The following is a 19,945-nucleotide window of genomic DNA, read 5'->3' as shown; positions in this document are numbered from 1 at the left end:
CTGCAACCCTTGACCCCGGCCGGCACCCTGCCCATGGTCCGCCTCCGTTTCAGCAGCAAGAGAATGCAATGCCCGCGATCACCCTTCCCGACGGCTCCCTTCGCCAGTTTGACGGCGCAGTGACCGGCACGGCGGTGGCCGCTTCCATCGGGCCCGGCCTCGCCAAGGCCGCCCTCGCCATGGTGGTGAATGGCGAGATGATGGACCTCGGCCGCGAAATCACGGCCGATGCGGCGCTGCGCTTCATCACCCGCAGGGATGCCGAGGCGCTGGAACTTATCCGGCACGACGCCGCCCATGTGCTGGCGGAGGCCGTGCAGGAGCTGTTCCCCGGCACGCAGGTCACCATCGGCCCGGCGATCGAGAACGGCTTCTATTACGACTTCGCCCGCAACGAGCCCTTCACGCCCGAGGATTTCCCGCGGATCGAAGCCAAGATGCGCGAGATCATCGCGCGCAACGCGGCCTTCACCCGCGAAGTCTGGCCGCGCGAACAGGCCATCGAATTCTTCGAGAAGAAGGGTGAGCGCTACAAAGCCGAACTCATCCGCGACCTGCCGGTGGATGTTCCCATCTCGATCTACCGCCAGGGCGATTGGCTGGACCTGTGCCGTGGCCCGCATATGCCGACCACGGGCGGCGTGGGCAGCGCCTTCAAGCTGATGAAGGTGGCCGGCGCCTATTGGCGGGGCGACCACCGCAACGCCATGCTCAGCCGCATCTACGCCACCGCCTGGCGCGACCAGAAGGAACTGGACGCGCATCTCCATATGCTGGAGGAGGCCGAGCGCCGGGACCACCGCCGCATCGGCCGCGAGATGCACCTGTTCCACATGCAGGAGGAGGCCCAGGGCTCCGTCTTCTGGCATCCGAACGGCTGGAAGCTCTATCGCGTCGTGGAGGATTACATGCGCCGCCGCCTGGATGCCGCCGGCTACCAGGAGGTGAAGACGCCCCAACTGGTAGACCGCAAGCTCTGGGAAGCTTCGGGGCATTGGGAGAAATTCCGCGCGGGGATGTTCCTGGCGACCGTCGAGGACCAGGACGAAGCCCACAAGATCAACGCGCTGAAGCCGATGAACTGCCCCTGCCATGTGCAGATCTTCAACCAAGGCATCCGCAGCTATCGGGACCTGCCACTGCGCATGGCCGAATTTGGCGCCTGCCACCGCTACGAGCCCTCGGGCGCGCTGCACGGCATCATGCGCGTGCGCGGCTTCACGCAGGATGACGCGCATATCTTCTGCGAGGAAAGCCAGATCGCCGCCGAGACGGTGAAGTTCGTGGCCCTGCTGTCCGACATCTACCGCGACATGGGCTTCCCCGAATTCCGCGTGAAATTCTCTGACCGTCCGGAAACCCGCGCGGGCGACGACGCCACCTGGGACCGTGCCGAGGGCGCCCTGCGCGAGGCCTGCGAGATCGCCGGCGTGGCCTATGAACTCAACCCGGGCGAGGGCGCCTTCTACGGCCCCAAGCTCGAATTCGTGCTGCGGGATGCCATCGGCCGGGATTGGCAATGCGGCACGCTGCAGGTGGATTTCGTACTGCCCGAGCGGCTGGATGCGCTCTATACGGCGGAGGACGGCACTCGCCGCCGCCCCGTCATGCTGCACCGGGCCATCCTGGGCAGCTTCGAGCGCTTCCTGGGCATGCTGATCGAGCAATATGCCGGCCGATTCCCGCTCTGGATGGCGCCGCGCCAGGTGGTGGTGGCGACCATCGTGGACGATGCGGCGCCCTATGCGGCCGAAGTCGTCGCCGCGCTGAAGGCCGCCGGCATTCGTGCCGAAGCGGATCTGCGCAACGAGAAGATCAACCGCAAGGTGGTGGATCACATCGAGACGCGGGTGCCGATTCTGGCCGTCGTCGGCCGGCGCGAGGCGGAGGAAGGCATGCTCGTCCTGCGCCGCCTGCCAGGCCGGGAGCAGGAGAGCCTGCCGCTGAAGGACGCGGTGGCGCTGCTTGCAAAAGAGGCAACCCCTCCCGACCTGAGGGCAAATTCGTCGCAGACGGTTGCGGCCTGACGCGCGCCGCCCCATAAGTCGCTTTGAAGCCGTATCGTAACTGAGACAGGAGACGACCATAGCACGAGGCCCCATGCCCCCTTCGCCCCCCTCCCGGGAGGGGCCCCGCGTGAACGAGGAAATCCGCGTTCCACAGGTTCGTCTGATTGACGAGAATGGCGAAATGCTTGGCGTATTGAGCATCCGCGACGCCCTTTACAAGGCGTTCCAGGCGGGTCTCGATCTTCTGGAAATCAGCCCGAACGCGGTGCCGCCGGTCTGCAAGATCACCGATTACGGCAAGTTCAAATACGAGCAGCAGAAAAAGGCCAACGAGGCCCGCAAGAAGCAGAAGGTCGTTGAAATCAAGGAGATCAAGGTTCGCCCGAACATTGATGACCATGATTATGACGTGAAGATGCGCCAGGCGAAGGGCTTCCTCGGCGAGGGTGACAAGGTGAAGGTCACCTTGCGCTTCCGTGGCCGCGAAATGGCCCACCAGGAGCTTGGCGTGAAGCTGCTGGAACGCATCCGCACCGAGCTGGTCGAGCTGGTGAAGGTCGAGCAGATGCCGCGGCTGGAAAACCGGCAGATGATCATGGTGCTGGCGCCCAAATAGGGAGGTTGAGGGGCTGAACCCCTCAAGCACCTCGGGCAGGGCAGCAGCTTTCCTGCTGGTCAGTTTCCTCGTCTGAAAGTTTGAGAGGGCAGCGCCCTCTCACCCCCCCTTCTTCATTGACTTCCCCTGACATGCGTCTTAGACGACGCCGGTCAGGAAATCCTGACATGGGTCCCGCGATCTGTGGGATCTCCGCCGCTCCGCGAGTTTCGCGCAGCGGCGCGTTTTTCGTTGGCCCCGCGCGCAAGCGCGGATTTTGAATTGGGATGGATTGGTGTTCGAGACGTTGGGCAACAGGTTGCAGGGAGTGTTCGACCGCCTGCGCGGCCGTGGCGCCCTGTCCGAAGCCGACGTCAATGACGCACTGCGCGAAGTCCGCGTGGCCCTGCTGGAAGCTGATGTCGCCCTCTCGGTCGTGAAGGATATCACGGCCCGCGTGCGCGAACGGGCTGTGGGCCAGGAGGTGATCCGCTCGATCCAGCCCGGCCAGCAGGTCGTGAAGATCGTCAATGACGCGCTGGTTGAAGCGCTGGGCGGCAATGATCCCGGGCCGCGCGGCATCAGCCTGGAAGCCGCCGCCCCCGTCGCCATCCTGATGGTCGGCCTGCAAGGCTCGGGCAAGACGACGACCTCGGGCAAGATCGCGCTGCGCCTGAAGGGGCGGGAGCGCAAGAAAGTGCTGCTGGCCAGCCTCGACGTGCACCGCCCCGCCGCCCAGCTCCAGCTGGCGCAGCTGGCCGAGCGGGCGGAAGTCACCAGCCTGCCGATCATCGCCGGTCAGACGCCCTTGCAGATCGCCGAGCGCGCCATGGATCTGGGCCGGCGCGAACTTTATGATGTCGTGATCCTCGATACCGCCGGCCGCCTCTCGATCGACGATGCGCTGATGGATGAGGTGGCCGCCGTGAAGGCCGCCGTCACGCCGCATGAGACGCTGCTCGTCGTAGATGCGATGACCGGCCAGGATGCCGTCAATACCGCGCGCATCTTCAATGAACGGCTGGGGATCTCCGGCATCGTGATGACGCGCGTGGATGGCGATGCGCGCGGTGGCGCGGCCCTCTCCATGCGGGCCGTCACCGGTGCGCCCATCAAGCTGCTGGGTGCGGGCGAAAAGCTCGACGCGCTCGAGGATTTCCACCCCGACCGCATCGCCAACCGCATCCTGGGCATGGGCGACATCGTCTCCCTCGTCGAGCGGGCGGTGGAGAATATTGACCAGGCCGAGGCGGAGAAGCTCGCGGCCAGGATGCAGAAGGGGCAGTTCAGCCTCGAAGACTATGCCAGCCAGTTGAAGCAGATCGGCAAGATGGGCGGGATGAGCGGCCTGATGGGCATGCTGCCGGGCATCGCCAAGGTGAAGGCGCAGCTTCAGGACGCCAATCTGGACACCGGCATGCTGCGCAGGCAGGCCGCCATCATCGGCAGCATGACGGTGGGTGAGCGCCGCAAGCCCGAGATCATCAAGGCGTCGCGCAAGCGGCGCATCGCGGCCGGTTCGGGCGCCTCCGTGCAGGAGGTGAACCGCCTGCTCAAACAATTCGAGGACATGCGCGACATGATGAAGCGCATGAACAAGATGGGCCAGAAAGGGATGATGCGCGGCGGGCTCGCCGCGCTCATGCCTCAGGGCCGCCGACCTTTTTAGCAGTCAGACTTTACCGAAGGAGAAGACCCCATGGGCCTGAAGATTCGCCTTGCCCGCGCCGGCGCCAAGAAGCGCCCCTATTATCACATCGTGGTGGCCGATAGCCGCTCGCCGCGCGATGGTCGCTTCATCGAGAAGCTGGGCAGCTACAACCCCATGCTGCCGGCCGAGCATGCCGACCGCCTGCGCCTGCAGGAGGAGCGCATCAAGGAATGGCTCGCCCAGGGCGCCCTGGCGACCGACCGCGTGGCGAAGTTCCTGGGCCGCGCCGGCCTGATGGAGATGCCCGCCATCCCGACGCAGCCGATCCAGTCGGCGCCGAAGAAGAAGGCGCAGGAACGCGCCGCAGCGAACGCCGCGCGCTGAGTCCAACATGGCAACGGCGATGATCCTGCTGGGCGAAATCGGGAGGCCGCACGGTGTGCGGGGCCTGGTGCGCGTCCGCAGCTTCACCGCCGAGCCGGAGGACCTGACCGCCTACGGCCCGCTGACGGATGAGGCGGGCTCTCGCCGCTTCGTGCTGGAGTTGCTCTCGGCTGATCTCGCGCGCATCGAGGGTGTGACGGACCGCGACCAGGCGGCCAGGCTGACCGGGACACGCCTCTATGTGCCCCGCGACGCTCTGCCGCCGCCCGAGGACCCGGAGGAATACTACCTCTCCGACCTCGAGGGCATGGCGGCCGTGACACCGGAAGGCCAGGCGCTCGGCCGCGTTCGCGCGGTCGAGGATCACGGGGCGGGGGCCTTCCTGGTGCTGGAGGGTCCGCCCGAGCGGTTGCTGCCCTTCACCCATGCGGTGGTGCCCGAGGTGAACGTCCAGGCGCGCCGCATCACCGTGGTGCTGCCCGCGGAAGTCGTCGTCGAACCGCAGCCGGGTGACTCCGAAGCGGGTGCGGCATGACCTGGCACGCCAGCATCCTCACCCTGTTCCCGGAGATGTTCCCCGGGCCGCTGGATGTGTCCCTTGCGGGGCGCGCCCTGCGGGATGGCAAGTGGCGCTGCGAGGCGATGGATATCCGCGGCTTTGCCACGGATCGCCACCGCACTGTGGATGACACGCCTTTTGGCGGTGGTGCCGGCATGGTGATGCGGCCTGATGTGGCGGATGCGGCGATCGCCGCCGCCAAGCCGGACGGCGATCTCCGCCCGCTGGTCTATCTGACGCCACGCGGCCGCCTGCTGGACCAGGCCATGGTGCGTGATTTCGCGGCAGGCCCCGGCCTCGTGCTGCTCTGTGGGCGGTATGAGGGCGTGGATCAGCGCGTGATCGAGGCGCGCGGCATGCGTGAGGTCAGCCTGGGCGACTACGTGCTCTCGGGCGGCGAAGTTGCGGCCCTGGCGCTGCTGGATGCCTGTGTCCGGTTGCTGCCCGGCGTGATGGGGGCGGCCGAAAGCGCTGTCGAGGAAAGCCATAGCGCGGGGCTTCTCGAATATCCGCATTACACGCGGCCCGCCGAATGGCAGGGCCGCGCCGTGCCGCCCGTGCTGCTCTCCGGCCATCATGCCGAAGTTGCGCGCTGGCGGCGCCACCAATCCGAGGCCGTGACGCGTGAGCGGCGGCCTGATCTTTGGACTCGCATGCAGGTTGAAGCCCCCATTGCTGACCGTGGGGCCTCAGCCTAAACCAAATCTTCGAAAGGACTTGACCATGAACCTCTTGCAGCAATTCGATGCCGACCAGAAGGCCCGCCTGATCGCGACGCGCCCCATCCCGGAATTCGCCGCTGGCGACACCGTGCGCGTGATGGTGAAGGTCGTGGAAGGCGAGCGCACGCGCGTTCAGGCCTATGAGGGTGTGGTGATCGCGCGCTCCAACCGCGGCCTGCACAGCAATTTCACCGTGCGCAAGCTCTCCTACGGTGAGGGCGTGGAGCGCGTCTTCCCGCTGCACTCCCCGGCGATTGCGGAGATCACCGTCGTGCGTCGCGGCAAGGTGCGCCGTGCGAAGCTCTATTACCTGCGTGGCCGCACCGGCAAGTCGGCGCGCATCGCGGAGAAGCTCGGCCTGCGTACGCCCGCCGGTGCCAAGGAAGCGGCCGCGGTCAAGGATACGGCCGAGGGCTGATGCCCCGGTGCGGAGGGCCGTCGCGGCCCTCCGCTGGACTGCCGATTTGTAGAGGGAGATGCCGCCAATGAGCGACGGAAAGCCGCGCACGCTGTTCGACAAGATCTGGGCCGCCCATGTGGTCGAGACGCTGCCGGATGGAACCGTGCTTCTCTACATCGACCTCCACCTCACGCATGAGGTGACCACGCCGCAGGCCTTCGAGGGCCTGCGCCTGGCTGGCCGCAAGATCCGCCGCCCCGATCTCACGCTCGGCGTGATTGACCACAACATCGCGACCGACGCCTCGCGCTACACCGGCATCGTGGATGACGAGAGCCGCCTGCAGGTCGAGACACTGGAGCGCAACGCGGTGGAGTTCGGCATGCCGCTGATCCCGCTGCTCGATGAGCGGCAGGGCATCGTGCATGTGATCGGGCCTGAGCTGGGGCGCTCGCTGCCGGGCATGACCATCGTCTGCGGTGACAGCCACACCTCCACGCATGGCGCCATGGGTGCGCTGGCCTTCGGCATCGGCACGAGCGAGGTGGAGCACGTGCTCGCCACGCAGACGCTGCTGCAGCGGCCGGCCAAGAACATGCAGGTGCTGGTCGAGGGCAATCTGGCGGTCGGCTGTTCGGGCAAGGATGTGACGCTTGCCATCATCGGCAAGATCGGCACGGCGGGCGGCACGGGCCATGTGATCGAGTATTGTGGCGACACCATTCGCGCCCTGGACATGGCGGGCCGCATGACGGTCTCCAACATGGCGATCGAGGGTGGCGCCCGCGCCGGCCTGATCGCGCCCGATGAGACGACCTTCGAGTATATTCGCGGCCGACCCATGGCCCCGAAGGGCGAGGCGCTGGAGCGCGCCATCGCCTATTGGCGCACGCTGCCGACGGACCCCGGTGCGCATTACGACAAGATCGTGAAGTTGAACGCGCATGAGATCGCGCCGCAGGTGACCTGGGGCACGAGCCCTGAGGATGTGCTGCCGATCACAGGCGTGGTGCCGAACCCGGAAGATGCCGCGGATGAGGCGCGCCGCGCCCAGCTGCGCCGCATGGTGGAGTATATGGGCCTGACGCCCGGTCAGCGCCTGACGGACCTCAAGATTGACGTCGCCTTCATCGGCAGCTGCACAAATAGCCGCATCGAGGATATCCGCGCCGCCGCCGCCATCGCCAAGGGCCGCCGCGTGGCCGATGGGGTGCGCGCCATGGTCGTGCCGGGCTCGGGCCTCGTGAAGGCTCAGGCCGAGCGGGAAGGGCTGGACCGCGTGCTGCTCGAAGCGGGCTTCGAATGGCGTGAGGCTGGCTGCTCGATGTGCCTGGGCATGAACCCGGACAAGCTCACGCCCGGCCAGCGCAGCGCCAGCACGAGCAACCGTAACTTCGAGGGCCGCCAGGGCCCGGGCGGGCGCACGCATCTGCTCTCACCCGCCATGGCGGCGGCGGCGGCGATTGCCGGGCATCTGGCCGATGTGCGCGACTACCAGCCGAAAGGGAGCCTCTGACATGGAAGCCTTCACCACGCTGACGGGCATCGCCGCACCCTTGCCCAAGGCCAATGTGGATACCGACCAGATCATCCCCGCGCGCTTCCTGAAATCCATCGCGCGCACGGGCTTTGGCAAGAACCTTTTCGCCAATTTCCGCTACCGGGAAGATGGCTCGGAGAATCCGGATTTCGTGCTCAACCAGGAGCCGTATCGCAAGGCCGAAGTGCTGATCGCCTTTGAGAATTTCGGCTGCGGTTCCTCGCGTGAGCATGCGCCGTGGGCGCTCTTGGATTTCGGCATTCGCTGCGTGATCGCGCCCGATTTCGCGGACATCTTCCACAATAACAGCTTCAAGAACGGCCTGCTGCCGATCCGCCTGCCGCGCGAGATCTGCGAGACGCTGATGGAGGATGCGAAGCTTGGCGGCAATGCGCGCATCACGGTGGATCTGGAGCGCAACGTGGTCGTGCGGCCGAATGGCGAGGAAATCCCCTTCGCGATCGACCCGTTCCGCCGCCACTGCCTGTTGAACGGCCTCGATGATATCGGCCAGACCATGCAGCACACCACCTCGATCGACAGCTACGAAGAGAAGCAGCGCGCCGCCCAGCCCTGGCTGCATGCTGGCTGATCTGCCGCGCCCGGCAGCCGCCACACCAACCCTCCCGACCGGCAGGACATTTGAATGATCGCGAACAAGAAACTCCTCGTCCTGCCGGGTGACGGCATCGGTCCCGAAGTGATGCACGAAGTGCGTCGCGTCATTGACTGGATGGAGCAGCGCCGCATGGTGCGCTTCGAGATTGGCGAAGGGCTGGTCGGTGGTGCTGCGATTGATGCGGAGGGCGTGCCCTGCCCGGACCGCACCGTGAATGCGGCGCGTGATGCTGATGCCGTGCTGTTCGGCAGTGTGGGTGGCCCGAAATGGGACAGCCTGCCCTTCGATCAGCGCCCTGAGCTTGGCATCCTGCGCCTCCGCAAGGAGCTGGGGCTGTTTGCCAATCTGCGCCCCGCCATCGTGCTGGACCCCTTGGTGGATGCCTCCTCGCTCAAGCCCGATGTGGTGCGCGGGCTGGACATCATGATCGTGCGCGAAAGCACGGGCGGCATCTACTTCGGCGAGCCGCGCGGCATCCATACCGATGCCAATGGCAAGCGCGTCGGCATTGATACCGAGGTTTATTCGGAAGATGAGATCGCACGCGTCGCACGCGTCGCCTTTGATCTCGCGCGCAAGCGCCGCAACAAGGTGACCAGTTGCGAGAAGGCCAATGTGATGCAGTCCGGCCGCCTCTGGCGCGCCGTCGTGGGCGAGATCCACAAGGCGGAATTCGCGGATGTGGAGCTGGAGCACATGTACGCGGACAACGCTGCCATGCAGCTCTGCTCGCGGCCTAAGCAGTTCGATGTGATCCTCGCCTCCAACCTGTTTGGCGATGTGCTGAGTGACCTGGCGGCTGCACTGACGGGCTCCCTGGGCATGCTGCCTTCGGCGACGCTGGGCGCTGTCGGCGCCGATGGGCGCCGCCATGCGTTGTATGAGCCGATTCATGGTTCGGCGCCGGATATCGCGGGCAAGGGAATCGCCAACCCTTCGGCGCAGATCCTTTCCTTCGCGATGCTGCTGCGGCTTTCCTTCGGCATGGAGGAGCAGGCGCGGCTGGTCGAGCAGGCCGTGGAGGGCGTGCTGGCGGGTGGCTTGCGCACGGCCGACATCATGCAGCCTGGCATGGCCCGGATCAGCTGCTCCGTGATGGGCGAGAGCGTGGTGCGGGAGCTGAACAAGCTGGCCGCGTAAGGCGCGCGTGGGGCGCGTTGTGCCCCACGCGCGGAGCGCGTTCGGCCCCATGCGCATAGCGCATCGCACCACGTCACAAAGCTGACGCCCGGGGGGTTGCGCGGTCCAGCCGCGAAGGGTATCTCCCGGCCCACGGCAAGCACCCGTAGCTCAATGGATAGAGCACCAGACTACGAATCTGGGGGTTGGAGGTTCGAGTCCTTCCGGGTGCGCCAATCGCCCCTTAACGCGTTGATTTTACTAGGGGTTGGAAATCCTGCGGCGAGGGGTTGGAAGCTGGATGCGCTTCATGCCCGCGCTGGCCAACCGCTTTTGTTCCGCCGCGCGCGTGTAAACCTCGATCTCAGAGAGCGTCTTGTGCCCGGTCACCGCACCGATCTGGTGCGTCGTGGCGCCGGCCTCGGCCAGCCGCCGAGCGCAGGCTTTGCGCAGGCCGTGAGGCGAGCGGCCAGCCGGAATTCCGGCCGCGTCGCACCATGCCCGGAAGCGCATGTAAAACCCGTTCGCGGTGAAGCCGACGCCCTGCGCAGTTTGCAGGAACAGCATCTGCCCGGCCGGCACATGCGCCAGCTCGGCCGCCAGCGCAGGGTGAATAGGGACCTCGATCTCGGCCCGCGTCTTGACCTGTCGAACGGCGATGAAGGCCCCATGGATGTGCTGGCGGCCCATCCGCACTACATCGCTCCGCCGCTGCGCAGTGTAGAGCAGCAGCGCCAGCGCCAGGCGTTCGCGCGTCCCAGATGGCCAGCGCTTTTCGTAGAGCGCGATCTCATCCTCAGACCAGCTTGTGTAGCCTTTCGTCTCGCGGCGCAGGCGCTTCACGCCGGCCGTAGGATCGGCCGCGATTAAGCCAGCCTCAATCGCCACGCCACAGAGGGAGCGCAGCACGCGCAAGCGGTGATTCGCCGCGGCGCGGTGCTCGCCCTTCTCGGCCATGAGAACCCGCACGCCGGCCGCGTCCAGCATGCGGATCGGCTTGTCGCCATGCTTCGCCCGGAGCTGCTCCACGATGCGGCGGTAATTCGCCTGGGATGATTCCCGAAGGCCGGTGAAGCTGCCGTGACTGTAGTAGGCAACGGCGAGGGCATCCAGCGTGCCAGGTGGCGGCCCCTTGACCTTGGGTGCTGCCTGGGGGGCTTGGGCGATGCCGGCGGCATAGGCGGCCATGAATTCGGGCGAGCCGGGCTCGCCGGGCAGGGACAGCTTTTTGCAGCCGGGGATGCGGAGGTAATGGCGCAGATGGCCATGCCGGTCCCGGAACCGGCTAACATGCTTGAGGCTGACGCGGGTGGGGCTCATTGATGCCAGGGGTTGTGTTCAGGGGATGCTGCAACGCGACCGGCCCGCGCGTCCAGCCAGGCGTCCAGATCCTCGCGCAGCCAGCCGCGCACGGCGGGGCTGAGGTTGATGGCCTTCAGCTCGGGCGCGATGACGGCGAGGAATTGGGACTTGCTCACGTCCAGATAGGCTGCGGCCTTCTCGGCGCGGAGAAAGCGCGGCCAGCCTGGAAGGGTGCCGCCGTCAGGCATTTGCCACCTCCAGCAGCACGGCGGCGTGGCAGTGGTCCGGCTCGCCGGGTTTGGGCAGCGGACACCAGCAGGCGAGGTTGTGGCCGCGTAGATCATCGCGGATCACGGTGGCGGTCGCGGGATATTCTCCGATCCATGCGCGGAACTTGGCCACGGCCTCGGCGCGGGTGTCGGGACCGATGCGATAGGGATTGCCCCATTTCGATGGCCGCCCCACGGAGCGCGCTGGCAGGCCGTTGATGGACCGAGACAGCAGTTGCAGATCGAAGCCCTTTGCGCGGCTGAGGCGCAGGCGGATGGGGGTAGTCATGTGCCCGCCTCTTGAATTGCGCCACATGCTTGCGAATAAATGACTCTGCGCCGAGCGGCAGGCGCTCTCGGCCGCAAGAAGGAACATGCGCCTATGTATGATGTTGTTGTTGATGGTCCGAACATGATCATCCATGACCGGAAAAAATGGCTGCGCGTGGTTGGTTGTGAGCCATCTCTGATGACCATTGTTGTATCGCGCACGGAAGCCTGGGATGCGGCCAACGCCTTCCTGACCGCCCACGGTGCTGTGAAGCCCGAGAACCTCAGCAGCGAATGGGCGCGAGCGGCGGCAACCGTTGCGGGGCCTCCGTCGATGGAAGCGCGATACTTAGTCGCTGCGCTTCGGGATGCGGGTGTCGATCTGACGGTAGAGGACTGACCGGCCAGCTTCGTCACGCTGCCCTCCTCTCGCTCTCGATCCGCGCGGCCAGCTCGCGGCGCCAGGTGGACAGGATTCGCCCGCCCTTGCCGGTGGTGATGTTCGGCAGGTTTTGCAGGAGGCCGGTGGCAGCAAGTCGGATCGCCTCCTCCCGCGTAGCGGCGCGGAAGGCGTCGATCGGCGTGCTGGTACCGTGCGCGGTCCCGTCCGGCATGTGCCAGCAGCGCCAGAAATAGCCGGCCCACCACCGGCCAGCCGCATCCTGCGACACGTCAATGCCCAGGCGGCTGTTGTGGCAGCCGGATGCGCCCAGCTCGATGGCGACCTCCATGCGGTCTCCGCAATCGAAGCGCGCCTGATCCGTGAGGCACTCGCGAAGGATGTGCCCCTGCCACCACATGCGGCCGAGGCCGAACAGGTCGAGCGGTTCTATGTGGGTGGCAGTTTCAGGCATCGGCCATGCGCTCCCTGGCTGCGTGGATGGCGCGGGCGGTTTCGCCGCGGTCGAGGGTGCCGTTCCAGCCGGGTGCGGGCGCGGCGTCGGCCCAGTCGGCGAGGCGGCGGAGGCGGGCCACATCCTCGGCCGTGACGGGGCTGCCGGATTGGGCGGCATGCATCATGCGGTCGAGGAAGGCCTCGGCCTCGGTGGGGCTGGGGTGGGTGAGCGTCATGCCGGGACCTCATTGTGCTCGCGGCCATCGAGGAGGCGGCCGGCGGCCTTCTTGCCGACGCGAACAGCTGCGATCGGGATAGCGAAGCCACCATTGACAGCCCCCGCGGCCTCGCCAGTGGCGCGCCAAGCGAAATCCCCCCACTGCTTGAAGAAGAACGGCACGCTGGCTGCCGCGCATTGGTCCCGCAGGCTGCGGGCCCAGTGGGGGTGCATAGGCCGCGCACCGCGGCCGCTCTCGCCGCCGGCGATGATCCAGTGCAGGCCGTTGGGGTGCCAGTAGGTGCTGCCGGGCGGGCTCTCCTTCCACCAAGCGGAAAGGTCCACAGGCCCCAGCAGCGGCTCGCAGCTCAGGAAGCGCTTCGCGGCGGGCACGGCCAGCAGCTGCGGGATGCGCCGATCGGCCTCGGCCTGGTTCTCGACGGTGGTGCCGAGCCAGACGTGAGGCATCGGCCATTCTGCGTGCCACTCTGCGGGCGGTAGCATGGATGCGATGTTCTGCGGCCGCTTCGTCAGCAAAAGCCAGTCGAGGTTCCGTGTCTCCCAGATCAGCGACCACAGATGGCGGCGCCATTCCTCTGGCACCTGATTGTCGAACACATCGGCCATGCTGGCGCAGAAGACGCGGGCGCGCCGGCCCTCACGCGCGACCTTGCGGTTCCAGGCCAGCGGCTGGCGCCAATAGGCCTCGCTGGTGCGGCGGCGTGGTGCGCCTGGCTGCCAGGAGCCGAAGGTCTGCGGGCTGCGCCGGGACAGCGCCTCGGCATAGCAGTGGTCACATCCTGGTGAGACGCGGGTGCAGCCCGTCCAGGGATTGAAGGTGTGATCGGTCCACTCGATGGCGCTGTTCTGGCCCATGTCTCGCCTCGCATCGTGATCAGAAGGGCGGGCCGCGCGTGTTGGCGGCCCGCGAGTGGCGTCAGGTTGCCTCGGGGGCGCCCATCAGAACGGGCAGGCTGGTTTCCTTGCGCACCTGATCCATCGCGTGGTCGAACGCGTCGGTGAAGATCAGGTCCGGGCGATAGCGGGCCAGCGTCCAGATGATGCGGGCCTCATTCTTCCGGTACCGGACGCGGATGGGCAGCTTGTAGGCCGCGCCACCATCAAAGACGGGCGTCTGCACCACGAAGAGCGTGGGCACCTTCACCTTCTGGCCCTTGCCATCCTGGTGCTCGGTGCGGAAGATCATCTCCGTCTCGCCCGTGGCCAGGTTCTGGGCGTTGGTCACGTCGCTGGTCTCGAAGATGCGCAGGCCGCGCGCGGTTTCCAGCATCGTCGTCGGGCCCGCGATTGTGCCGCCGATCATCCCCACCAGGTCCAGCGCCAGGGCGCCGGCGTCGCTCCGGCCATCGCTGGGCGGGGCCATGATGTCCATGATGTGCTCCTCCAGGAAGGTGGCGAATTCGGCCTGGGTCAGCGCCTTGCCGTCCACCAGCTTCCAGGCCTTCCAGGTCTCGCTCAGTGGAAAGGCATAGTGCGTGCGATGGCGGCCGAAGCGCGGCGCGCCCTCGGCCGTCTGGCGGTGGTAATCCAGCACGGAGGTCAGGCTCGGCGCCGTCTCATCGCGCTTCGCGAAGATGGCGCTGTCCGCATCGGCGAAGCGCTTCGTGTGGTGGATGAAGCTCGGCAGGTCCGTCATCGTGGCGGTGCCTTTGCGGTGCTTCGGCGCGTCGCGCTTCTCATCCTGCTCGGCGCGGATGAACTTCATCGGGTCGTGCAGCTCCAGCCCCTTCGGGGCCAAGATGAGCGGCACGGCGGTGCCGTCATGCGCAATGGCAAGCTGCTGGCTGCCGCCGAGTTGCTTCATCAGGTCAATCACGGCGGGCACGGCGCCGGTCTCGGTTTCAACAGGTGCGGGCATTCTGGTCACTCCTTGAGGTTACGCAAGGCCGGTGGCTGCGCGGGGGATGCTGACATCGCGGAATTCGAGGCTGGGCTGCTTCGGGTCGCTTCGCGTCAGGTTGTTGTCGGGGGTGGTGAAGAAGATGGACTTGCCCCGCGGGAGCTTCGGCGCCTTCGTCTTGAAGTCGCCGCGCACCTCAACCACGCCATCCTCGATCGCGTATTCGAGGGTGATGGTGATGCTGCCCTTGGCCTTGCGGTTCATGCTGGCCACGTTGTTCAGCTCGCCGATCAGGTCGCGCTGGGCGTCGCTGATGTCGCCGTGCAGCCGGCCATCCTCCATCGAGGAAATGAGCTGCGCGAAGTTGCGCGCGGCGGTGGGATCGTCAGGCATTGGTTGGGTTCTCCGGGGTGGGTGTTGGTGGGTGGCGTGCCGAGCGCCGCTATCGGGCGCGGCGCGTCTCCATGGCTTCCTGGCAGGGGCGGCAGCGGCGCGCGCTCGGCATTTCCTGGCGGCGGCGGGCGGGGATGGGCTCGCCGCAGATCTCGCAGTCGGGCGTGCCCGGCTGCCGCAGGCGGCGGGTGACGGCGGCGAGGCTCTCCTGGTGGTGGGCCTCGGTGAGCGCGGTGGCGCGGTCCATGTCGTCGGGCATCAAGCCTCTCCGGTGGTGGTGGGCGCTGCATGCTGGCCGAACGCACCAAGGCGATGGATGAGCCCGGGGTGGCGCTCGCTATCGGCGAAGGCGACCAAGGCCAGGCGGATCAATTCCTCCGCCTCGGCCAATCGGGCGGTGTTCCGGGCGGCGATGGCGCGCTCCAGCTCCAGGGTGGAGCGGATGGCGCGGAGTTCCAGGGGCTCGCTCATGCCGCCTTGCCCATCTTCGCGCGGTGGCGGTCCACAAGCTCCTGCGCCTCCTCCGCCGTGCAGCCGAAATAGTCCACGATATCGCGCGCGCCGCGGGATGTGCCGGTGCGCAGCCGCTCCAGCGCCTCGGCCTTGTCTTCTGTGCTCATGGGCGTGGGTGTGCCGGGAATGGCGGGCCCCACCTCCGGCGGTTGGCGGCGGCTCAGGTCGAGCTTCTTGGCATGGGCGGCCACGGCCCCGATCGTCGGCACCGCCGGTCCGGGCAGCGCGTTCACATCGGCCAGGATATCATCCAGTGGGCGCTTGCTGGGGTAGTCACGCCGCAGCAGTGCCACGCGCTCCCGCGTCCATGTGCCGGGCTTGCCGCCGTTGCTTGCCAGCCCACCGATACTGCGGGTGCGTACCGGGGCGGCCTCAGCAAATTCATCTGGAATGGGCGCGCCGCGCCGATGCAGATTCAACCGCTGAGCTTTCATCTTGACCGCATCGGCGGTGGCGATTTCAAGGCCGGGCAGCGCCATCAAGGCTTCGCGCATCGCCTCCAGCGACATGATCGTTGGGTAGATGCGGGCAAGTAGGGTGAGGCGCTCCTCCGTCCAGGGGCTGTCGCTGCGCTGGACAGGGGTGGCTGTGATGGGCTGAGGCTCTTGCGCGGCCAGCGATTCCGCGACGGCCTCGGCGAGCCCTTCCTGCGCAGTCTCGGTAGCCGTGGGTGTCGCGGGCGCGGGCTCGTTGTTCGAGGGCGGCTCAGCCTCGATGTCGTGGAGATCGGCGGCGTAAGCCATCATCTCCTCGCGCGTGTCGGCCCAGCTGATCTGCGTGTCGCCGTCCTCGCTGATGAATTCGCGGATCGCCCAGCGGGTGGTGGGCCAGGCGTTGCTGGCGATCTCGAACGGCTCCAGGACGGGCACGCTGTAGGCGGCATCCTCGGCGGTCTCGAAGTGCCCGGCGTCGGGGTCCTGCGCGAGCCAGAAGACGATGAGGTTGCCTTCCTCCGCCTCCTCCTCGGCGTCGTCCTGCGTGACCTCCAGCCCCTCCAGCCGCGCGGCGAAGCCCTCGGTCAGATCGGCCTCGCGCAGCAGATCGGCCCGCGTGCTCTGAATGTTGAAGGGGGTCGCGTGGACCAGGCGCGCGGCGCCTTCACGCAGGCCGCGCGCGTAGCCGCGCAGCTCGGCGGGCGGAAGGGTGTGGATGGGGTGCTGCGTCACGGGATCATCTCCAGCAGGATGAAGGGGGTGGCCAGCGTGGCCAGGAACAGAGCCGTCTGCGCGGCCAGCGAGAGGGCGCGCATCAGCTGTCTGGGCGACGACCTGGCGGAACTGGCTGTGGCGTCTGCGCCGAGATGGATGGTCACGCGCGGGCGCCAGGGCTTCATGCGCGCTGGCCCGGGCAGAGCTGTTCCGCGCGCTCGTTCGCCTCGGCCGCCGTGATCAAAGCGTCCAGCAGGGGCGCCCAGCCCCAGCGCTCCCGCGCGGTGGGCATTGCGGCGCGCCACATGCGCAGTGCGCAGGCCGGCACGGGGCAGGCGCGCAAGAGGGCGCGGGCCAGGGCAATGGGCTGGCCGCCGAGGAAGGGTGTGGCGGCATAGCTGGGCGAGAGGTCCCGCAGGCCGGCCGCCGTGCTGCGCAGGCGGCGATGCTCACTCAGCAGAGGCGAGGCGACGGCCGCCTCCTCCAGCCAATCGGCAAGGAGGATCAGCATGTCGCTGGTCAGGCCCGGCTGGCGGAGAACGCCGCGGACCATCTCATCAATAGCGGAGAGCGCGAGCAGGGCGGAGGGGCATGTGCTGTCCGCGAAGGGGGAGATGTCGGCCATCACGCGGCTCTCCGCAGGGCGGGCTGTGCCTCGCAGCTTTCGACCTGCCAGCCGGGTCCGCCGCCGCTCATCTCGACGGCTTCGAGGCGGGCCAGGCGGATCGCCTCGGCGCGGTTGGGTGCGCTCAGGCGCTGGACGTGGGTGCCGTCTCGCCCATGGCGCAGGGTGACGCGGTATTCTTGCATGGGGTGCCTCCATCGCGCCGGGATGGCGGCGATGGAAGTAAAATGTCCCAGTTAAATCCTGTTGGCAAGGACATTTTTATCCTATTCATGCACCCCTTCCCAAATCCATACGTGAGGTCGCATCATGTTCCGGGTTGGATGTGGGAGGCTGGTGGTGCGCTGGATCGGGATTGTGACACTGCTCTTGGGGGTTGCAGCATGCGGCCCACCGCAGCCGCTCCGTACCTATGTGCCAGCGACAATTCCGGAGCCGACTTGGCAGGCATCCTGCCAAGCGGACCGGTTTTCAGATCAAAACCGGTGCGAAGTGAGGCGTCGAATTTCATCACAGACGCTTGGTGTTGCGGAGGGCAGTCTCTGGACGACGGATGCTGGACGTAGCTGGACAATCACCGTGTCGCCGCCGCCCGTTACGTATCGTCTTCGCGTTGGGCAGAACGCCGTTATTGAGGGGCTTTGTCGCGGCCCCGCTGGCTCGTGTACCGTTGTGAATAGCCAGCAGCTCACCACCCAGATGAGAGCAGGGACGACCCTCGCCATTCAAGTTACGACGGTTCGTGGCGGCCAGATCGACCGTGACATTCCGCTGGCGGGCTTAAGCGATGCCCTTGCCGAGGCCCAGCGCCGATCACCGCCCCCGCCTAATGCTGCGAGGCAGCCTCGGTAGCCGCAAATCCCTGCGATTCGAGACGCGCGGCCTGCGCGAGGTGATCGGGCCGCTTCAGGCGGCTTGCGGCTGGCGGTAGGGCAGGCAGCCGGGAGTGCAGGTGGGCTGAAACGGCCGAGCTGGTGCCGGTCCAATAGGAGCTTTAGGCGTGTTGGGCCGAAAGCTTCCGAGCGCGGTCGGCGAAGCGCATAACATCGGGCGCGCGGCGCTTCTCCTGCATGATGCGGCGATAGATCGCAATGAACCCATAGGGGACTGCAAACGGCCCGAAGTCCGCGTCAGTGATGGCCATAAGCGGCATATCCAATCCGGGCGCGTTGTTCTCGATGCCCATGAGGCTTGCGCCCAGAACGCCCATTTCCATTTCCGGATCAATAATGAATACGTCCAGAGGGGTGACGCCTGCCGGCAACCCCTTGGCCACGAACACCTTCAGCAGCCGCTCGTAGATCCAGCCAGGCCCCTTGAGCCGCAGAAGCGGGGTTGAGACCACATAGCGCCAGCGTTGCGTATCACGAGAGAACACCCACGCCGCAGCGTACACTTCCAGGCCGACATCATCCAGCATTTGCAGGATCATGCGGCCGGCGGCTTCGCGGTCAGGCTCTAGCGCTTTTGGGACAGCAGCCATGTCAGCAGCCCTCCTTGGTCAGTGGCGGCCAGCATATCCTGGCCCGATTTGGACGGGAAACCCTTACCATTGGGGTAGCGGTGCATGACAGAGAAATCCTTGGCCACCAGCCATGCCTTGCCGAGCTTGGTCTGGGCCAGCACTTCATTGAGGAGCTTCTCCTGAAGGTCGGCAGCCTGCGCGAGTACATCAAGCTGATGCGTGTAAAGTTCAGGGGCTTCCTTGTTGGAGGGCCAGCGGTTCATTCCGCGCCGCCGCATGATCGCAGCCTTCAACCCCAGCTCAAGCGCCAAGCCCGCATGTTGATACGCCTGTTGCCACATCTGCTGCTGCGCCAGAACCTTGGCGGCACGAAGCTCGGTTCTTGACTGGCTCTCCCAATCGTCGGGCCCGCAAGCCTCAGGTGTCACGGTCTATGCCTCTCGCGGCCCTGGCGCCTCGGTCCTACGATCCGCCGCCACCATCTGCCGCGCCAGCTCCAGCAGCAGTGTCTGCTTATCGGCGTCCAGCTTGTCCCACAGAGCCAGCATCTCCGCGCGGCCCTTAAAGCCGAGAGTGCGGAAGCCTGGGGATTGCACCTGGCCGTCTTGCAGTAGGGCGAAGCGGAGCTTCATCGCCACTGCCATTTTCCGATGACGCGCGCGATGATCGTGTGCTCATCCAGGTCAACCTCGTAGGGCGTGTATCCCGGGTTGATGCTGATCAGCCGGATGCGTCGCGGCACCAAGCCGGGCACCAGCTCCACGCGCTTGAGCACTAGGCCCATCCCATCCCAGATGACGAATTCGCCTGGCGGGCTGGGCTTGCGGCGGGAGAGGTCCACCAGCACCCGCTCGCCTGGGTGATAGTCGGGCTCCATGCTGTTGCCCTCCACGCGGATTAGGGCAAGGCGGCGGCCCGGCGTGGTGTGCGCCCGTACCAGATCTTCGGGCATGCTCCATTCGGCGAGGATGGGCGTCTCGCCCTCGCCGTTCAGCACAGGCGGCTCGGCGCCATACCCAGCGCTGGCGCCGACGTCATACTCGCGGATGATGAGGCCCGGCTTCTCCCTGCCGTCAGACGGGCGGCCCGTCAAAGCCGCCTCCGGCTTCAGTAGGTCGTTGACGTCCAACCCCATGGCGTCGGCCAGCTTGGTGAGCGTGACGCCGCGGTTGCTTTGCATCTTTCCGCGCATGATTTGATTAACGAATTTCTCATGCAGACCTGCGCGGAGGGAGAGGCTTCGCTCCGACTCCCCCGTGCGGTCAAGGAATGAGCGGATCGCGGCCTGTATGGGCGTGAGTGCCATGGGGATAAATTTACCCCCTGCGGCCCCTAAATGCGCGGGGTATGTTTGTCCTTGCGTCCGGGATGAAAATATCCCATTTTCTACCATATGAGCACCCGAGACACCCTCCTTGCCCAGATCGACGCCTACTTGGTGCGGACCAA

29 protein-coding genes and 1 tRNA gene are annotated in these 19,945 nt (G+C 66.5%); 12 read left to right on the top strand and 18 right to left on the bottom strand.

The features are described 5' to 3' along the window. The first annotated feature begins 68 nt into the window (after window positions 1–68). The 11 genes from thrS (at window position 69) to LHU95_RS15015 (ending at window position 9,834) form a co-directional block, all read left to right on the top strand. Entirely contained in the window at window positions 69–2,027 is a 1,959-nt protein-coding gene (gene thrS, locus LHU95_RS15065) for a threonine--tRNA ligase (protein WP_248707777.1), read from the top strand. A 73-nt stretch (window positions 2,028–2,100) separates the two neighbouring features. Continuing rightward, the gene (gene infC / locus LHU95_RS15060; RefSeq protein WP_248707776.1) at window positions 2,101–2,625 is read left to right on the top strand and encodes a translation initiation factor IF-3; all 525 of its coding nucleotides are present in this window, start codon (window positions 2,101–2,103) and stop codon (window positions 2,623–2,625) included. A gap of 274 nt (window positions 2,626–2,899) precedes the next feature. Beyond that, window positions 2,900–4,273 carry a signal recognition particle protein gene (gene ffh, locus LHU95_RS15055; RefSeq protein WP_248707775.1) on the top strand — a complete coding sequence of 458 codons (1,374 nt, stop codon included), beginning with the start codon at window positions 2,900–2,902 and terminating at the stop codon, window positions 4,271–4,273. Window positions 4,274–4,303: 30 nt separating this feature from the next. Beyond that, entirely contained in the window at window positions 4,304–4,639 is a 336-nt protein-coding gene (rpsP, locus tag LHU95_RS15050; RefSeq protein ID WP_248707774.1) for a 30S ribosomal protein S16, read from the top strand. A 7-nt stretch (window positions 4,640–4,646) separates the two neighbouring features. Further along, complete coding sequence (gene rimM / locus LHU95_RS15045; protein WP_248707773.1) at window positions 4,647–5,174, top strand: ribosome maturation factor RimM; 528 nt, start codon at window positions 4,647–4,649, stop codon at window positions 5,172–5,174. Then, window positions 5,171–5,896: a tRNA (guanosine(37)-N1)-methyltransferase TrmD gene (gene trmD, locus LHU95_RS15040; RefSeq protein ID WP_248707772.1), complete on the top strand. Its 726-nt coding sequence runs from the start codon at window positions 5,171–5,173 to the stop codon at window positions 5,894–5,896. The genes rimM and trmD overlap by 4 nt, the downstream gene beginning before the upstream one ends. A gap of 25 nt (window positions 5,897–5,921) precedes the next feature. Continuing rightward, the gene (gene rplS / locus LHU95_RS15035) at window positions 5,922–6,338 is read left to right on the top strand and encodes a 50S ribosomal protein L19 (protein ID WP_248707771.1); all 417 of its coding nucleotides are present in this window, start codon (window positions 5,922–5,924) and stop codon (window positions 6,336–6,338) included. 67 nt (window positions 6,339–6,405) lie between these two features. Beyond that, window positions 6,406–7,836, top strand: a complete 1,431-nt coding sequence (leuC, locus tag LHU95_RS15030; protein ID WP_248707770.1) for a 3-isopropylmalate dehydratase large subunit — start codon at window positions 6,406–6,408, stop codon at window positions 7,834–7,836. Between the two features lies 1 nt (window position 7,837). Then, window positions 7,838–8,452 carry a 3-isopropylmalate dehydratase small subunit gene (gene leuD / locus LHU95_RS15025; protein ID WP_248707769.1) on the top strand — a complete coding sequence of 205 codons (615 nt, stop codon included), beginning with the start codon at window positions 7,838–7,840 and terminating at the stop codon, window positions 8,450–8,452. A 54-nt stretch (window positions 8,453–8,506) separates the two neighbouring features. Then, the gene (leuB, locus tag LHU95_RS15020; protein WP_248707768.1) at window positions 8,507–9,619 is read left to right on the top strand and encodes a 3-isopropylmalate dehydrogenase; all 1,113 of its coding nucleotides are present in this window, start codon (window positions 8,507–8,509) and stop codon (window positions 9,617–9,619) included. Window positions 9,620–9,758: 139 nt separating this feature from the next. Further along, window positions 9,759–9,834: transfer RNA gene (locus LHU95_RS15015), tRNA-Arg, on the top strand. A 25-nt stretch (window positions 9,835–9,859) separates the two neighbouring features. Here the strand turns inward: LHU95_RS15015 and LHU95_RS15010 are convergent. Genes LHU95_RS15010 through LHU95_RS15000 form a run of 3 tightly spaced genes read right to left on the bottom strand, consistent with a single transcriptional unit; the run spans window position 9,860 to window position 11,458 of the window. Beyond that, window positions 9,860–10,918: a tyrosine-type recombinase/integrase gene (locus LHU95_RS15010; protein WP_248707767.1), complete on the bottom strand. Its 1,059-nt coding sequence runs from the start codon at window positions 10,916–10,918 to the stop codon at window positions 9,860–9,862. Then, window positions 10,915–11,148 (bottom strand): hypothetical protein, encoded by a 234-nt coding sequence (locus LHU95_RS15005; protein WP_248707766.1) that lies wholly within the window; start codon window positions 11,146–11,148, stop codon window positions 10,915–10,917. The genes LHU95_RS15010 and LHU95_RS15005 overlap by 4 nt, the downstream gene beginning before the upstream one ends. Continuing rightward, window positions 11,141–11,458 (bottom strand): DUF4326 domain-containing protein, encoded by a 318-nt coding sequence (locus LHU95_RS15000; protein WP_248707765.1) that lies wholly within the window; start codon window positions 11,456–11,458, stop codon window positions 11,141–11,143. Before LHU95_RS15000 ends, LHU95_RS15005 begins: the two co-directional genes overlap by 8 nt. Before the next feature lie 93 nt (window positions 11,459–11,551). Here LHU95_RS15000 and LHU95_RS14995 point away from each other — a divergent pair, with 93 nt between their 5' ends. After that, window positions 11,552–11,839, top strand: coding sequence for a hypothetical protein (locus tag LHU95_RS14995; protein WP_248707764.1), 288 nt, complete (start codon window positions 11,552–11,554; stop codon window positions 11,837–11,839). Window positions 11,840–11,852: 13 nt separating this feature from the next. Here LHU95_RS14995 and LHU95_RS14990 read toward each other — a convergent pair whose 3' ends face one another. The 15 genes from LHU95_RS14990 to LHU95_RS14920 form a co-directional block, all read right to left on the bottom strand. Continuing rightward, window positions 11,853–12,293, bottom strand: a complete 441-nt coding sequence (locus LHU95_RS14990) for a hypothetical protein (protein ID WP_248707763.1) — start codon at window positions 12,291–12,293, stop codon at window positions 11,853–11,855. After that, the gene (locus LHU95_RS14985; protein WP_248707762.1) at window positions 12,286–12,510 is read right to left on the bottom strand and encodes a hypothetical protein; all 225 of its coding nucleotides are present in this window, start codon (window positions 12,508–12,510) and stop codon (window positions 12,286–12,288) included. The genes LHU95_RS14990 and LHU95_RS14985 overlap by 8 nt, the downstream gene beginning before the upstream one ends. Beyond that, window positions 12,507–13,367, bottom strand: coding sequence for a phage Gp37/Gp68 family protein (locus LHU95_RS14980; protein WP_248707761.1), 861 nt, complete (start codon window positions 13,365–13,367; stop codon window positions 12,507–12,509). The genes LHU95_RS14985 and LHU95_RS14980 overlap by 4 nt, the downstream gene beginning before the upstream one ends. A 61-nt stretch (window positions 13,368–13,428) precedes the next feature. Beyond that, window positions 13,429–14,370, bottom strand: coding sequence for a DUF2303 family protein (locus tag LHU95_RS14975; protein ID WP_248707760.1), 942 nt, complete (start codon window positions 14,368–14,370; stop codon window positions 13,429–13,431). Between the two features lie 18 nt (window positions 14,371–14,388). Further along, window positions 14,389–14,745, bottom strand: a complete 357-nt coding sequence (locus LHU95_RS14970; protein ID WP_248707759.1) for a hypothetical protein — start codon at window positions 14,743–14,745, stop codon at window positions 14,389–14,391. A gap of 49 nt (window positions 14,746–14,794) precedes the next feature. Then, window positions 14,795–15,004 carry a TraR/DksA C4-type zinc finger protein gene (locus LHU95_RS14965; RefSeq protein WP_248707758.1) on the bottom strand — a complete coding sequence of 70 codons (210 nt, stop codon included), beginning with the start codon at window positions 15,002–15,004 and terminating at the stop codon, window positions 14,795–14,797. After that, complete coding sequence (locus tag LHU95_RS14960) at window positions 15,004–15,216, bottom strand: hypothetical protein (RefSeq protein ID WP_248707757.1); 213 nt, start codon at window positions 15,214–15,216, stop codon at window positions 15,004–15,006. The genes LHU95_RS14965 and LHU95_RS14960 overlap by 1 nt, the downstream gene beginning before the upstream one ends. Further along, window positions 15,213–16,424, bottom strand: a complete 1,212-nt coding sequence (locus LHU95_RS14955; protein ID WP_248707756.1) for a hypothetical protein — start codon at window positions 16,422–16,424, stop codon at window positions 15,213–15,215. The genes LHU95_RS14960 and LHU95_RS14955 overlap by 4 nt, the downstream gene beginning before the upstream one ends. Further along, window positions 16,421–16,591, bottom strand: a complete 171-nt coding sequence (locus LHU95_RS14950) for a hypothetical protein (protein ID WP_248707755.1) — start codon at window positions 16,589–16,591, stop codon at window positions 16,421–16,423. The genes LHU95_RS14955 and LHU95_RS14950 overlap by 4 nt, the downstream gene beginning before the upstream one ends. Beyond that, window positions 16,588–17,031 carry a hypothetical protein gene (locus LHU95_RS14945; protein WP_248707754.1) on the bottom strand — a complete coding sequence of 148 codons (444 nt, stop codon included), beginning with the start codon at window positions 17,029–17,031 and terminating at the stop codon, window positions 16,588–16,590. The genes LHU95_RS14950 and LHU95_RS14945 overlap by 4 nt, the downstream gene beginning before the upstream one ends. After that, the gene (locus LHU95_RS14940; protein ID WP_248707753.1) at window positions 17,031–17,216 is read right to left on the bottom strand and encodes a hypothetical protein; all 186 of its coding nucleotides are present in this window, start codon (window positions 17,214–17,216) and stop codon (window positions 17,031–17,033) included. The genes LHU95_RS14945 and LHU95_RS14940 overlap by 1 nt, the downstream gene beginning before the upstream one ends. 809 nt (window positions 17,217–18,025) lie before the next feature. Continuing rightward, window positions 18,026–18,514, bottom strand: coding sequence for a hypothetical protein (locus LHU95_RS14935; RefSeq protein WP_248707752.1), 489 nt, complete (start codon window positions 18,512–18,514; stop codon window positions 18,026–18,028). Further along, the gene (locus LHU95_RS14930) at window positions 18,490–18,924 is read right to left on the bottom strand and encodes a hypothetical protein (protein WP_248707751.1); all 435 of its coding nucleotides are present in this window, start codon (window positions 18,922–18,924) and stop codon (window positions 18,490–18,492) included. Before LHU95_RS14930 ends, LHU95_RS14935 begins: the two co-directional genes overlap by 25 nt. 3 nt (window positions 18,925–18,927) lie before the next feature. Next, entirely contained in the window at window positions 18,928–19,128 is a 201-nt protein-coding gene (locus LHU95_RS14925) for a hypothetical protein (protein WP_248707750.1), read from the bottom strand. Next, the gene (locus LHU95_RS14920) at window positions 19,125–19,802 is read right to left on the bottom strand and encodes a LexA family transcriptional regulator (RefSeq protein ID WP_248707749.1); all 678 of its coding nucleotides are present in this window, start codon (window positions 19,800–19,802) and stop codon (window positions 19,125–19,127) included. The genes LHU95_RS14925 and LHU95_RS14920 overlap by 4 nt, the downstream gene beginning before the upstream one ends. Between the last annotated feature and the right edge of the window lie 143 nt (window positions 19,803–19,945).

This window comes from Sediminicoccus sp. KRV36 (genome assembly GCF_023243115.1).
In the GTDB taxonomy this organism is placed as follows: Bacteria; Pseudomonadota; Alphaproteobacteria; order Acetobacterales; family Acetobacteraceae; genus Roseococcus.
Note: the sequence above shows the minus strand (reverse complement) of the source record. Positions and strands in the feature narration are given on the sequence as shown.